Below are 14,259 nucleotides of genomic sequence, written 5' to 3'. Positions count from 1 at the left end.
AGCAAACAATTGCAGACATATTAACGATAAAAATTAATGATTATTTTTATGGGAAGCTGCATAAGTTTGAACAATACTAAAACCTGTTTCATCAATAGCATAGGTTAAGGTATCAATTTTAGAAGTAAAGTAGTTGTACGCAATAACGGCTAAGGTTGAGGTGAAAATACCTAAAGCTGTATTGATCAAAGCTTCAGATATACCTGTCGCCAGTGCAGCTTGATTGGGAGCTCCTGATGTTGCCAATGCAGCGAACGCTTTAATCATACCAGTTACTGTACCTAACAAACCGGTTAATGTACCGATAGATACCAAAGTTGCAATGATCGTTAAGTTTTGCTCCAACATTGGCATTTCTAAAGAAGTTGCTTCTTCAATATCTTTTTGGATAGCCAGGCATTTCTGATCTACGTCCAAATTTGGCTCTTGTTCCATCTCGCGGTATTTTTTCAAACCTGATTTAATCACGTTTGCTACCGAACCTTTTTGTTTATCGCACTCGGCACTTGCTGCTTCAATGTTTCCAGCATTAAGGTAAGACTGAACTTTTTTGATAAAAGCGTCTACATTTCCAGAACCAGCCGCTTTACCAATTACAACAAAGCGCTCAATAGAAAAAATAATAACACAAAGCAAAAAGGTCATTAGAACTGGTACAATTGGTCCTCCTTTGTGCACAACACCAAAGTAATCACCATTTGCTGGCTCGTTAGCTGGGTCACCGCCTTTGTAATGACTTGGATCACCCAATACAAATATGTATATCAATAAAGCTACGACAAATGCGATTGGAATTACTAAAGATGCAAAAATGCTCGATGAACCTGAGCCTTCTTTTTTTACTGTTGCTGTTGTTGTTGGTTTTGGTGGAGTAGTTGCCATTGTTTGGTTTTTTAGTTTAGTTAGTTTTTAGTTTTATAAATGTAGGGTTTAATATTGGTGTTTTTATAAATGGAATAACAAATTTAAAGTTTTACTATTTTAAAAAAAGAATAAATATAAAAGATAATGTTAATTTAATTTACCTCCTTAAAAATGCTTATCGAACTGCTTTGATTTAAAAATAACACTTTCTACAAATTTGTTTTTACAATAAAAGTGAAAAATATTAATTAATGCAAGTATTAAGTGTAAAAAACACACCATTGCCGTAATTGTAAAAATTGTTGCCTATCCTCCGGCTATTTTTGCTTTGTAGTTATCGGTTTGCAAAATCTGTAAAACCTTGTCCCTGAAATTTCCCTGGATCAATATTTCGCCGTCTTTTACCGCTCCGCCTACACCGCATTTTGCTTTCAGTTTTTTACCTAATTTTTCCAAATCTTCTTCGTTGCCTTTAAATTCTGTAATCCTAGTTACCAATTTTCCGCCCGCTTTCCGGTCTAAAAAAATCTTGAGCTGCTGCTGTTGCGCAGGAAGCGTTTCGCCAACCCAGTCATTTTCCTGCTGGTATTCAAAACCAGGATCAGTAGAATAAACTACGCCTGTGGCATTTTTATTTCTCTTGCTCAAATTAATTTATCTATTAAAGAGTTGAACGCCTTTTCGTGATGCTGTTTTTACCGGTATAAATTTAGTGCGAAAACTTTTGTTGAACGAAATTTACCACATATAATTTTATTCTTGTTCTTCATCCACCCCAAATTTATGGCACTAAAAGAAGCATTGCAACTGCAAAAAACAAATCTGGTTTCAAATTTCGGCAATTATAAAAATGTTCTAATTTTGCTGGCTGTAAAGTGGACTGATTTGAATTGATTGCAACCACGTAAAAAAAAGTGCTAAAAAACTGGTCTTCCATTTTGCGCTTGCAATCCTCATCCGGCTATTTTGCTTTTTTATTCATGTTAACTTATTAAAATAGCTATGTCATATTTATTTACTTCGGAATCTGTTTCTGAAGGGCATCCCGATAAAGTTGCCGATCAAATTTCTGATGCTTTAATTGATAATTTTTTGGCCTTCGACCCTGATTCTAAAGTTGCCTGCGAAACGTTGGTTACCACCGGGCAGGTTTTTTTGGCGGGAGAAGTGAAATCCAAAGCTTATTTAGACGTGCAAAAAATTGCCCGCGATGTGATCAACAAAATTGGTTATACCAAAGGCGCTTACATGTTTGATGGCAATTCCTGCGGTGTGCTATCGGCCATTCATGAACAATCACCGGACATCAACCAAGGTGTTGACCGCGCCGATAAACAACTGCAAGGCGCCGGAGACCAGGGCATGATGTTCGGTTATGCCACTATCGAAACGGATAATTTTATGCCGCTTACGTTGGATATTGCCAATGCTTTGCTGATCGAACTGGCTGCCATTCGCCGAGAAAACTCAGACATACCGTATTTAAGGCCGGATGCAAAATCGCAGGTAACGCTGGAATATAACGATGACAACCAGCCCATCCGGATTGATGCGATCGTAATTTCTACGCAGCACGATGATTTTGACGAGGAAAAAGCAATGTTAGAAAAGATCAGGGAAGACATCATTAAAATCCTGATCCCGCGTGTAAAAGCAAAGTATCCAAAATACAGCCACTTTTTTAACGACGAAATTAAATACCACATCAACCCAACCGGAAAATTTGTTATTGGCGGCCCGCACGGCGATACCGGTTTGACCGGGCGAAAAATTATTGTAGATACTTACGGCGGCAAAGGTGCGCACGGCGGCGGTGCTTTTTCCGGAAAAGATCCTTCAAAAGTTGACCGTTCTGCAGCTTATGCCACACGCCATATCGCCAAAAATTTAGTTGCTGCCGGTGTTTGTACCGAAATTCTGGTCCAGGTTTCTTATGCCATTGGCGTGGCACAACCGATGGGCATTTATGTAAACACGTACGGCACTGGAAAAGTGAATTTGCACGACGGAGAAATCGCCGAAAAAGTGGCTGCCATTTTTGATATGACGCCTTACGCCATCGAAACCCGTTTTAAATTGCGCAACCCAATTTATTCTGAAACTGCGGCTTATGGGCATTTTGGTAAGGAACCGCAAACGGTAATCAAATCTTTCTTCACGCCAAACGGCGAAGAAACCAAGGTAGAAGTAGAATTGTTTACCTGGGAAAAACTCGACTATTTAGACCAGGTAAAAGAAGCATTTGGTTTATAAGCCGATGCTTCTTTTACCCTATATTTTTTGGTATTGCCGTTTTGAGGCAATACCAAAAATTAAGGTCTCGGTATGAAAAATAACCTGCTCTTCCAGCGACTCCTGCTGATTTTCGCTTTTTTTAACATCTACATTATTTGGGGTTCTACCTATTTGGCTGTGGCTTTCGGGCTAAAAGGTTTTCCGCCTTTTGTTTTAGTTGGATTACGTTACCTCGTGGCCGGTTTAATTTTGCTGGCTTATGCCAAACTAAAAGGCGAAAAACGGCCTTCGCTAAAAATAATTTCAAGGCATGCTTTAAGCGGTATATTAATGCTGGTTGGCGGCACCGGGATGATTGCCTGGGCCGAACAATACATTACCTCCGGACAGGCCGCCATCCTAATTGCAACCGAACCGTTGTGGTTTTTGCTGTTGGATAAAAAAAACTGGAAAACTTACTTCTCCAACAAATACATTATTGCCGGATTAATTATTGGCTTTGGCGGGATTTTTCTGTTTCTAAAATCAACTGATGTGCAAATCAACCAATCTGCCATTGGCCTTATTGCAACTTTGGTTGTTTTGCTGAGCGCAATTTGGTGGGTTTTAGGTTCGCTCCTGATTAGCAATACCAAAGGCAGCAGCTCCATTGTGATGAACAGCAGCATCCAATTGCTGGCAGCAGCAGCGTTAAGCGGCGTTATTGCTTCTTTTACCGGAGAATTTTCCGGTTTTTCCTTTGCAAATGTTCCTACACAATCATGGCTGGGACTGTTGTTCCTAATCGTTTTTGGTTCTTTAATTGCCTATATGTCTTTCGTTTGGCTCATTTCCAAGCGTCCTCCGGCCTTGATTAGTACGCATACTTATGTTAATCCGGTTGTGGCCGTGCTTTTAGGCTGGTTGTTTGCGCACGAAAGTTTGGTAAAAGAACAGTTGCTCGCACTCGTCATTATTTTGGTTGGCATTGTATTGGTAAATGTACCTGAATACCAAAAAGCAACGGCAACCTGATTTCCGGCTTTTAAATTTTACTACTTTTACAACCATGCAAACTGAAGTTAATCCCTGGAAAGTTACTTCCGAAGAAAATATTTACGATAACCCTTGGATCAATATTACTGAGTTTCAGGTGCTCAATCCTTCGGGTAATCCCGGGATTTATGGCCGGGTTCATTTTAAAAATAAAGCGATTGGCGTTTTGCCTTTGGATGAAAACCTCAACACGTATTTGGTCGGGCAATTTCGCTTTCCGTTAAAGCAATACAGTTGGGAAATCCCGGAAGGCGGCGGGCCATTATCCGGCGAACCTTTGGATTCGGCCAAACGCGAACTGTTGGAAGAAACCGGATTAAAAGCTGGGAAATGGACCGAAATCCAGCGCATGTATTTGTCCAATTCGGTTTGTGATGAAGAAGCCATCATTTATCTCGCTCAAAACCTGGAACAATTTGAAGCCGAACCGGAAGAAACCGAACAGTTAACAATCAAAAAATTACCTTTTGAAGAAGTTTACCAAATGGTTTGCCGTGGCGAAATTACCGATGCTATTACCGTTGCGGCGGTTTTGAAAGTACACATCATGCTCTCGGAAAATTAATTGCCGGCCTAAACTTTAATGCTTCTTTTACCATGCAAAAATTGTTGAGTTATATTTTAACGCCGCTGCATTATATTCTATTCACTTTTTTTCTGCTGTTTTTTCATCCGATACAATGGATTGCGTTTCGGCTTTTCGGCTACAAAGCGCATAAAAATGTGGTGGATGTGATGAATTTGGGTTTGATTTCCTCTTATTATCTGTTAGGCAACACCGTTAGTTTTAGCAACCGTTTTGCTTTGCCCGAAAACCGGCCAATTATTTTTATTGCCAACCACCAAAGTTTGTACGATATCCCGCCGCTGATTTGGTTTCTGCGGAAATACCACGCCAAGTTTATTTCTAAAATCGAACTGACCAAAGGAATCCCTTCCATTTCTTTCAACTTAAAATATGGCGGTGGCGCCAACATTGACCGCAAAGATTCAAAATCAGCGATTGTCGAAATGTCGAAATTCGGGACGCGGATGCAAACCAATACCTGGTCAGCAGTAATTTTCCCCGAAGGAACACGTGCGAAAATTGGTGTAATGCGCAATTTTCAGATTGGCGGAATTGCAACGCTGTTAAAAAAATGCCCAAATACCTTATTGGTTCCAATCGTCATCCGCAATTCCTGGAAAATGGTTCGGAACGGCACTTTCCCGTTAGGAACCTTTTTAAACCTGCAATTTGAAGTTTTGGAACCGATAGAACCAACCGAAAAAGACATGGAAGTTTTAGTGAAACGTGTGGAAACGGAAATTCGGGAAGCGTTGGGGCAAAGCAACTAAGTTTAGCCTATGCAGTTTTAAATTTGATGATATATCAAATACAGAATCTATTATCTTTGACTGTACATGAAAAACTTACTTACAATTTCACTAATCCTATGCGGACTATCTGCTAATGCTCAAACTAAAGATTGCGTTGATTTGGCAAAAGAAAATCAATATTTGCGCTCAGCCTTAAATATTCAAAAACCGATCTTGACTGCTCAAGCAGAAAACATTGATTTTAATTTGATTAAAGCAGAAGGCAATAAAAGCAGTGATAAAATAACGCTACAGTTTGTGTTAACCAACAAAGGGGCAGATAAAGAATTTCAGTTTGCAGGTGCATCTGCAATAGATGTAGAAGGAAATGAAATAAAAGCGGGTAATATTAACATTGGTTCTTCAGGAATAAGGGGAAAGCTATTTTCAAATACTCCTGTCAAAACAACTATCGAATTAAAAACAACTCCAACTACCCTTATTTTAAAACTTATTAATATCGAGTATTACGATCCTGATGCACCAGGACGAACATTAAACTTAAAACTTAAGGATGTAGCTGTAAAATGGAAATAAGGCACGCTAATTTTATAATAGAAATAGTCTTTCTCTTTTTTTAATTTTAGGTTTTTTCTTCTTTCGGTAAAAATTTTCGTCGGTAAAAAAATGCCGTTCACCGATTTTTCTTACAGCTCTGCCTAATAAGCATTTAGCAGCTTGCAGATTAGCTTTTTCTTTGATTCATCAAACCGATAGTCATGAAAAACTTTATCATCAACACCAACCCTTTTATACTGCTTTTGGCACCGGTAATTTTGGCTCTATTGCTGAGCATTAATTACGAAGTAGAAAATTTGCGCACTTTCCAGATTGCCAGTGCCGAAACTATTTCTTTGTTTTCCGGCAAAATGAATTTATTCCAAACCGTTTGCGAAGTGGTTAAAGATCAAGTTTGGTAAGGAATTTTAGGTGGTAAAAGAAGCATTGCTTTTAATTACAATTTACTAATTTTGGATTATGAGGTTACAGGTAATACAAGATAGTAAAGGCAAAGCTACTGGTGTTTATATTCCGATTAAAGAATGGGAAAACCTAAAAAAGCAATACAAAGATTTGGAGGTTTTAGAATTTGAAGAACCAACCAAAGAACAGCTTTTACTCGAATTGAAAGAAGCCGTTACCCAACTTAAACTTGTAGAACAAGGAAAACTAAAAGCCCGGCCGGCAAAAGAATTGCTGGATGAATTATGAAATAGCCACTATTCCGATTTTTGACAAACAAGCAAAACGGTTAGGAAAAAAACATCCTTCTTTTAAAAACGACCTGGCCCAACTTATTGCAAGCCTTACAACTGAACCGAACCAAGGCAAGCCCTTGGGCAACAACTTTTTTAAAATCCGTTTAGCCATTGCTTCGAAAAACAAAGGAAAATCTGGCGGTGTCCGGATTATTACTTATTTGAAAATCACCGCAACAACTGTTTACCTTGCTTCTGTTTATGATAAATCTAAAAAAAGCACAATTACAGACAAAGAATTGGAGCAAATTTTTAAAACAATCCTTTAAAGTCAAAAAATGCAGATTTGGTAAGGAATTTTAGGTGGTAAAAGAAGTATTACAACTTCTACCTAATTGGCTTCGGTACAACCGGCAAACTTTCATGCCCTTGCTCATCCACAGACTGCACTGCAAAAAAGTAATTGTCTTTCGAGTAATCCATCGTAGCTTGTGTATCCGTTACATAAAATTTCTTTTCCCAGTACGGGCTGATCGTTTCGCGCATCAACACATAATAACCTGCGGGTTTTTTGCCGGTTTTTGGCGCTTCCCATTTTAAAGCCGTTTTATTGGTTAAACCGCTGGTGATGACGCCAACGTTTTGCGGTTCGGCAGGGGCCAAAGCCAAATTTGCCAGGACAGACAAATTCATCCTTGAAATTTTTTGAATGTAATCGTAATCGGCAGCATCCGGCACATCGCCGTAATCTACGCCGTTTTCTTTGCGTACATCCTGGTGCTGGCGGTTAAAATCCTCGTTCATTTCGGTAAAACGGACGGCCGTAAAACCTTGCTGTAAAAAAGGCGTTTGGTCGCCGCCACGCAAAAAGCGGTCTCGCCGATAAATCATTTTTACATCTAACTGGGCAACATAACGCTCGCCAACTTCTTTGATATAGCGCGCCAACTGCCGGGACGGACTGTCATTTTCGCCGCCGTTTCCAACCAAAGAATTAATAGCGATACCGGCACGGCGGGCAGCCAAAGTATCATTTTTGGAAGCAATAGCGGTGGAAGGAACACCTTCGCTAAAAACACGGATGCTGCGGTTATCTTTCAAACCGGTTTCCATGCCGTAAGTATTGCCCACAATATCGTTGTTCAGCATCGCGTCAATGTTCCAGTTTTCGGCTTTGGCGCGTTTGGCCACATTGGTTGAGCCGTTTAAACCCTGCTCTTCTCCGGCAACGGCCATAAAAATGATGGTGGAAGGAAAAGCCCTTCTCGACATGACCCGCGCCAGATCCATAGACAAAGCCGTTCCCGAAGCATCATCAACTGCGCCAGGTTCTACGGAACTAGCGTTCATAATATCATTCACCCGGGAATCATAATGGCCGGAAACCATGTAAATCCGCGTATCATTTGGGTCGGTTCCTTTCAAAATAGCCAGCACGTTTTTTAGAACGGTTGGTTTGTCAATCCTTCCGCCTGCTGGTTGGGTAAACGTATCAAATTCCACTTTCATCCTTCCGCCGGAAGCAGCGGCGTAACGTTCCATTTCGGCTTTGATCCAGTTTCTGGCTGCGCCGATGCCAGTTGTTTTACTCGTGGTATCGCTTAATGTGTGACGTGTTTTGAAGCTCACCAATTTCCGAACGGTTGCTTCCAAATTTTTGGCCGAAACTTCGTCCACCATTTTACTGATCTGCAAATCAGGTTTAATGGTGGTTTGCGCGAAAGCAAAAATGTTGAATGAGGCAAATATAAAAGTGCTGAGTATTGTTTTTTTCATGTTTCTGCTGATGTTGTTGCCAAATTTATACCGGTAAAAGAAGCATGCTTCTTTTACCGTACCTTTTTTAGTGTGTTAGTTCAAATTAAAACTTAAATTTTTTAGCTTGATGTAACAAATTTGCTAAACGTAGTTAAAATTATGCTGAATTAAGTTAAAAAGAAGTACAAATTTTGTCATTCTAAACGCAGAGAGGAACCTTTTTCAAAGCAAGAAGATAATACTTCTTTTATCGCCTAAAAATCAGTGTTCTTTTAAAGAGTATTTCTCCTTTTGATAGAAATGGCAAAGCCACTACCTTTCTCCCTTCCACCCTAAACCTTTTACCTTTCAACCCTTCACCTTAAAACCACCGCTACAACTCCACCGTTTCGTGCTGTTCCGGGATTTCCACTTCCTTAAAATTGTAGGTTTTGATCCGTTCGGCAAAGTTTTGCTGCACTTTGTATTCGCCGTGCACCAAAAATATTTTCTTCACTTCTTTCGGGTCTTGGCAGGATAAAAAATGCAGCAAATCATTGTAATCGCCGTGCGCACTCATGGATTTAATCACTTTTACTTCGGCCATTACCTGGTATTCTTCCCCAAAAATCGAAACCCATTTATCGCCGTTGATTAAATGTCCGCCCAACGAATTTGGCTCGCAATAACCGACCATCAAAATGGTGTTTTTATGGTTGCTGATGCTGTTTTTGATGTGATGTTTTACGCGTCCGGCTTCGGCCATTCCGGAAGCAGAAATAATAACGCAAGGCCGCGGATCGGCATTTAAAGCTTTGGATTCTTCCACCAGTTCAATAAACCGCAACCCTTTAAACGCAAAAGGGTCGGCATCAACCTGAAGCACTTTCTGCACATCTTTATTATATACTTCGGGATGGTTTTTTAAAACTTGTGTTGCTTTTTCGGAAAGCGGACTATCTACATAATACGGCACATCGGGCAAAACGCCTTTTAGTTCCAAAGCATTTAAAGCATACAGCAGTTCCTGTGTGCGGCCAACGCTAAAAGCCGGAATGATGAGCTTTCCGCCTTTTACAAAACACGTTTGCTCGATCATTTCTTTGAGTTGGTCTTCTACCGGCGGCAAATCTTTGTGCAAAGAATCACCATAAGTGGATTCCAAAATGATATAATCCGACTGCTCGTAAGGCTGCGGGTTTTTCAGCAATAAATCATCGTAGCGGCCAACATCTCCGCTAAAAGTAAGGTTGGTAAATTTGCCATCTTCCAAAATGGTCAAATGCACGGCCGCGCTGCCAATAATATGTCCGGCATCAGTTAGTTTCAATTTTACGCGCGGCGTGATTTCAAATTCTTCATCGTATTCTACAATCTTAAACAGCCGTAAAGCTTCTACCACGTTATCTTCAACATAAAGCGGCGTTAGTTCGTGCATATTTTTTTGTCGGCGGTGTTTGTTGCTGTAGTTAGAATCCTGTTCCTGGATCCGTGCCGAATCTGTCATCAGTATCCGCGCCAAATCCATCGTGGCCGAAGTACAAAAAATTGGGCCTGCATATCCTTCGGCAACTAAACGCGGAATTAATCCACAATGGTCAATATGGGCGTGCGACAAGATCATGTAATCTACCTGATCCGGTTTAAAGCCAAAATATTCGTTCAGTTCTTCGGTTTCTTCGCCCATGCCCTGGAACATGCCGCAATCCAGCAAAATCTTTGTCCCGTCTGCCAGTTCTAATAAATGTTTGCTGCCGGTTACGTTTCGTGCGGCACCGTGGAAAGTCATCTTCATGTAGTTTTTATCTTTTAAGTTGAGGTGCAACGTGTTTTCCTGATAAAAGTTCTTTTTTTAACTTTTTATCAAAAAATTATGAATACATAAACTTTCATTGGATTTATTGCCGATGCTTCTTTTATCGACTAAAAATCAGCAGGTTTCCATACTTTTCTAAAAGCCTTCTTAATTGTGAAGAGGCTGCAAATATTTAATTTACAGGCATAAAAGAAGCATGTCTATAATCACAAAAAATTATCTGCCAAACAACAGATGCTTACTTTTTTTTGCAAAGCTGTATAGGTAAGCCAGTATTTTATGGAAGTTTTTCATATGGATGATAGACTCCGTGAGAAGGGAGTAATTAGTTTTGTAAACAGACCTGTGGTGAGTATTGGTATAAACGGAGTATTGCAGCCCTACGTCCGTTTCATTGTTGACCAGTCTATACGATGCCGATGCCAGTAAAGGATGAATGGCCAGCGTGTAAACGAGCGGGCCTGTCAAACGTAAAACCCCTATTCCGCCTGTGCCATGCAACCAGGGACGATAGTTATCAATATTACGGATGACGGTTTCGATAACAGCTTTCAAAAAAGGGTGGCCGGGAGCCGCAACAATATGCCATTGCTGGTATTCGCCGCCTTCGATAAAGGCTACTTCTTTAGATAGGCCATATCCGGCATAATTTTCGCCCGGCTTGTTCCTCCACTGCGCCAAAATGTACTTATCGTCAGGTTGCAATACCTCGTCCAAAGGTTTGGTGCAGGTACTTTTAATATCCAAATATACACCCCCACATTTGTACATAACTAAGTAGCGGAACAAATCTGCCCGCGCCGCGCCGTACCTTGGGTTGATGCGCCCGAAATAACTAAGCATTTTAACCCCGTAGTTTTTGCGGATAAAGGTTTGGATATCGTTATCATCATAAAGGATATGCGTCCAGCCCGGGTTCAGCCTTTTTATTCTTTCCACATTTTCCTGCAGCTCTGCCGGTAAATTTTTAGACATGAACGTTTGGTGAATGATACGCGGAATGACCCGCCCTTCATCTATCTGCAATAAATTTTTACTGTTGTCTACTTGGTGTGAAGCGCGGTGAAAAGTAATGCTCATGCTGTTTTAATATTCATCTGATGTTGGTTGCAACAAGATATAATTATAAAATGTTCTTTTTAAGCTTATCAGTCCTAAAACCTTTAAAAATAAAAAACTTTTTATTCTAATTTTTTAGTTGGAAAACTAAAATAATAGTTCTACCTTAGTCCTATGAAACAAATTAAAGAATTAACCCGCGCCGAAGAACAAATTATGCAAATATTATGGCAGTTGAAAAAAGCCTTTGTAAAAGAAGTAATTGAAGAACTGCCCGAACCGAAACCTGCCTACAACACGGTTTCTACGTTTATCCGCATTTTGGAAACCAAAGGCTTTATCGCCCACCACTCTTTTGGCAAAAGCCACCAGTATTATCCGCTGGTCTCGAAAGAAGAATACCAGAATTTTTCGGCCGATAAACTGTTGAATGGTTATTTCGACAACTCGGTAGAACGCATGTTTTCCTTTTTTGTGGAGAAGGAAAAAATAGACTTAAAAGAAGCAGACGAGATTTTAAAGCTGATCGAGAAACTTAAAAACAAATAAAAACGATATGAACTGGTGGCACTATCTTTTACTGGCAAACCTGTATTTGGCGCTGTTTTACGGGTTTTATTTATTGCTTTTGCGCAAAGAAACCTACTTTATGCTCAACCGCATTTATTTGGTTTCGGCGGCAATGCTGTCTTTTTTCATCCCGCTGATGCAATCTGAATGGGTGAAAAACCTGTTCATCACGCAAAAGGTACAACAAACCATTTACTACATTGACCCCGGTTTTGTTTACCAGGTTTCGCCAACGGCAGAAAGCGGTTTTACCGTTTCCCAGTTTTTTACCGCCGTTTATTGGTTGGTAACGATGCTTCTTTTAGCACGCTTAATTTATCGTTTTGTAAAGCTGAAACGCTACCTGCAATCAGCAGAAACCGGGCTTGCTTTTTCCTTTTTTGGAAAAGTTAAGGTTGATGAAAACCTGCCGCAGAAAGACGTGATTTTACAGCACGAAATGGTGCACGTAGCGCAATTGCATTCGGCCGATGTGCTTTTGTTTGAAGCCTTAACCATCCTTAATTGGTTCAATCCAGTAATCTATTTTTACCGCAAAGCCATCAAATACAACCACGAATTTATTGCCGATCGTGATGCCATCAGTTTTGGTGTTGATAAATCGGATTATGCGATGCTGTTGCTTAGCCAAAGCATGGGCATCGAGCCAAACACTTTAACCAACAGTTTTTTTAACCAATCGCTTTTAAAACAACGCATTATGATGCTGCATAAAAACCCTTCGCGCCGTGCCGCACTTTTAAAATACGGGCTTTCGGCACCGCTTTTTGCCGCCATGCTGATTTTAACTTCAGCCACAGTAAGCAAGCAGAAAACGATCCAACAAATTTCTGATAATTTCGGCAGTGATATACCTGTTAATTCTGTTTTGATGAATATTGATAAAGGAGAAAGTTCTTTTCCGAAAAATACTTTAACAGAAAAAGGCACGGTAAAAACAGTATCAGATTTAAAAGGGAAAGTGGTAAATCCTATGGGCAAACCTATGGCGAATGTTAAAGTGCAGTACGAACAAAATAATTTTAATACAACAACGGACGAAGACGGAGATTTTGAAATACCCAATTATACTGAACGGGCTATAGTAAATTTTAAAAGTCCTGATTCAACTGTTTTGGTAACAACATTTGATAATGTTGCCGGAAAACTTAAAATCGTTGTGTTTGAAGACAAGACGATGGCCAAAGCCAGAGCAAACACACTTGCTGTAAAACCTTCTTCTGACCCTGGAGTCGTTAGTTTTGCATCAGTTGAAAAACTGCCATCATTTCCCGGAGGAGAAGAAGCTTTTGCTAATTATTTGGCAAAATCAATCCGTTACCCAAAAGAAGCTAAAAACAATAAATTTACTGGTCGCGTGATCGTTTCGTTTATTGTAGAAAAAGATGGTAAATTAACCAATATCAAAGTGCTGCGCGATATTGGCGGCGGCTGCGGGCCAGAAGCTGTCCGTGTTCTGTCAGAATCTCCTGCCTGGAATCCTGGCCTGCAAAATGGCAACCCGGTAAGGGTGAGTTTTACCATGCCGGTTAATTTCAGTTTGAATGATGGAACAAAAGCAGCAAGTACAAGTTCATCTTCAAAAAAAGATAGCATTATTGATATTGTACTCACTCCACCGCCAAATGCAGATACTACTAAAAGAATAAATGCAGTAAGAATTGATGGTAATACATTATATAATAAAGCTATAGTGATTATAGATGGTGTTGAGGCAAAAGGGATTAACCCGCTTAACAACATCAACCCAAATGATATAGAAAGTATTACTGTTTTAAAAGACGGTTCTGCAGCAGTAAAATATGGTGATAAAGGCAAAGATGGCGTAATTGAAATCACTACTAAAAAAGGCAAAAAAGCGACAGGCGCAACTAAACCTTAATGCTTCTTTTACCGCATAAAAATCAGCATCAAACCGGTGCTGATTTTTTTGTTTATGATGGTTGTTTTAACTATGTTGCGATAACAAAACGCAGATAACAAAGCCGAAAAGAACCCGCAACTCACAACCCAAAACCATCAACCGATACCAGCCCCAACCCAAATGCTTCTTTTAGCACATATTTTCCATTGGCAAATGCAGGGTTTTGGTAAGGGTTGTTTTTGGTGAGGAACGGCCCATCCAAATCGGCCCAATCACAAAGCGGGGCCAAAGCAGCGGCGGCCAACGTAGCGCAACTGGTTTCACTCATGCAGCCAATCAAAACTTTTAAACCCAATTCTTTCGCTTTTAAAATCATGCGATTCCCTTCATACATCCCGGCCGATTTCATCAGTTTTACGTTGATGCCGTGGTAAACGCCTTTTGCTTTTGCTACATCGGCAAAACGCTGTACGGCTTCATCGCCAATGATCGCAACCGGACTTCTTTCCATTAGCCAAGCG

16 protein-coding genes are annotated in these 14,259 nt (G+C 40.2%); 10 read left to right on the top strand and 6 right to left on the bottom strand.

Annotated features, from left to right (window positions below; genetic code table 11):
• Positions 1-33 precede the first annotated feature (33 nt).
• Positions 34-882 carry a MotA/TolQ/ExbB proton channel family protein gene (locus tag Q0192_RS00950; protein WP_299284713.1) on the bottom strand — a complete coding sequence of 283 codons (849 nt, stop codon included), beginning with the start codon at positions 880-882 and terminating at the stop codon, positions 34-36.
• A 288-nt stretch (positions 883-1,170) separates the two neighbouring features.
• On the bottom strand, positions 1,171-1,512 hold the full coding sequence (locus tag Q0192_RS00945; protein ID WP_299284710.1) for a translation initiation factor: 342 nt from the start codon (positions 1,510-1,512) through the stop codon (positions 1,171-1,173).
• 354 nt (positions 1,513-1,866) lie between these two features.
• Between Q0192_RS00945 and metK the strand changes: the two genes are divergently transcribed.
• From metK to Q0192_RS00905, 8 genes are all read left to right on the top strand, one after another.
• The gene (gene metK / locus Q0192_RS00940) at positions 1,867-3,117 is read left to right on the top strand and encodes a methionine adenosyltransferase (protein ID WP_299284706.1); all 1,251 of its coding nucleotides are present in this window, start codon (positions 1,867-1,869) and stop codon (positions 3,115-3,117) included.
• A 72-nt stretch (positions 3,118-3,189) separates the two neighbouring features.
• A complete protein-coding gene (locus Q0192_RS00935) occupies positions 3,190-4,113 on the top strand; it encodes an EamA family transporter (RefSeq protein ID WP_299284703.1) in 924 nt (307 codons plus the stop codon).
• A 34-nt stretch (positions 4,114-4,147) separates the two neighbouring features.
• On the top strand, positions 4,148-4,699 hold the full coding sequence (locus tag Q0192_RS00930) for an NUDIX hydrolase (protein WP_299284700.1): 552 nt from the start codon (positions 4,148-4,150) through the stop codon (positions 4,697-4,699).
• Positions 4,700-4,731: 32 nt separating this feature from the next.
• Positions 4,732-5,472, top strand: coding sequence for a lysophospholipid acyltransferase family protein (locus Q0192_RS00925; protein ID WP_299284697.1), 741 nt, complete (start codon positions 4,732-4,734; stop codon positions 5,470-5,472).
• A 66-nt stretch (positions 5,473-5,538) separates the two neighbouring features.
• Complete coding sequence (locus Q0192_RS00920; RefSeq protein ID WP_299284694.1) at positions 5,539-6,030, top strand: hypothetical protein; 492 nt, start codon at positions 5,539-5,541, stop codon at positions 6,028-6,030.
• Between the two features lie 182 nt (positions 6,031-6,212).
• On the top strand, positions 6,213-6,413 hold the full coding sequence (locus Q0192_RS00915; protein ID WP_299284690.1) for a hypothetical protein: 201 nt from the start codon (positions 6,213-6,215) through the stop codon (positions 6,411-6,413).
• Between the two features lie 58 nt (positions 6,414-6,471).
• On the top strand, positions 6,472-6,705 hold the full coding sequence (locus Q0192_RS00910; RefSeq protein ID WP_299284687.1) for a hypothetical protein: 234 nt from the start codon (positions 6,472-6,474) through the stop codon (positions 6,703-6,705).
• Entirely contained in the window at positions 6,695-7,021 is a 327-nt protein-coding gene (locus Q0192_RS00905; protein WP_299284684.1) for a type II toxin-antitoxin system RelE/ParE family toxin, read from the top strand. The genes Q0192_RS00910 and Q0192_RS00905 overlap by 11 nt, the downstream gene beginning before the upstream one ends.
• A gap of 58 nt (positions 7,022-7,079) precedes the next feature.
• On the opposite strand, the gene Q0192_RS00900 is transcribed toward Q0192_RS00905, so the two are convergent.
• The 3 genes from Q0192_RS00900 to Q0192_RS00890 all read right to left on the bottom strand — a co-directional run bounded on the left by Q0192_RS00900 (position 7,080) and on the right by Q0192_RS00890 (position 11,325).
• Positions 7,080-8,468 (bottom strand): M28 family peptidase, encoded by a 1,389-nt coding sequence (locus tag Q0192_RS00900; protein ID WP_299284681.1) that lies wholly within the window; start codon positions 8,466-8,468, stop codon positions 7,080-7,082.
• A 355-nt stretch (positions 8,469-8,823) separates the two neighbouring features.
• On the bottom strand, positions 8,824-10,254 hold the full coding sequence (locus Q0192_RS00895) for an MBL fold metallo-hydrolase (RefSeq protein WP_299284678.1): 1,431 nt from the start codon (positions 10,252-10,254) through the stop codon (positions 8,824-8,826).
• A gap of 207 nt (positions 10,255-10,461) precedes the next feature.
• Positions 10,462-11,325, bottom strand: a complete 864-nt coding sequence (locus tag Q0192_RS00890) for a glycosyltransferase (RefSeq protein ID WP_299284675.1) — start codon at positions 11,323-11,325, stop codon at positions 10,462-10,464.
• Positions 11,326-11,478: 153 nt separating this feature from the next.
• On the opposite strand from Q0192_RS00890, the gene Q0192_RS00885 reads away from it, so the two are divergent.
• Both Q0192_RS00885 and Q0192_RS00880 read left to right on the top strand, forming a co-directional pair.
• The gene (locus Q0192_RS00885) at positions 11,479-11,853 is read left to right on the top strand and encodes a BlaI/MecI/CopY family transcriptional regulator (protein ID WP_299284672.1); all 375 of its coding nucleotides are present in this window, start codon (positions 11,479-11,481) and stop codon (positions 11,851-11,853) included.
• A 7-nt stretch (positions 11,854-11,860) separates the two neighbouring features.
• On the top strand, positions 11,861-13,756 hold the full coding sequence (locus tag Q0192_RS00880; RefSeq protein WP_299284669.1) for a TonB family protein: 1,896 nt from the start codon (positions 11,861-11,863) through the stop codon (positions 13,754-13,756).
• A 121-nt stretch (positions 13,757-13,877) separates the two neighbouring features.
• On the opposite strand, the gene Q0192_RS00875 is transcribed toward Q0192_RS00880, so the two are convergent.
• On the bottom strand, positions 13,878-14,259 hold a 382-nt coding region (locus Q0192_RS00875), incomplete at its 5' end, for an enolase C-terminal domain-like protein (protein ID WP_299284666.1).

It is taken from the genome of uncultured Mucilaginibacter sp., from assembly GCF_937859865.1.
In the GTDB taxonomy this organism is placed as follows: domain Bacteria; phylum Bacteroidota; class Bacteroidia; order Sphingobacteriales; family Sphingobacteriaceae; genus Mucilaginibacter_A.
This window is presented reverse-complemented; position numbering and strand designations above follow the sequence as displayed.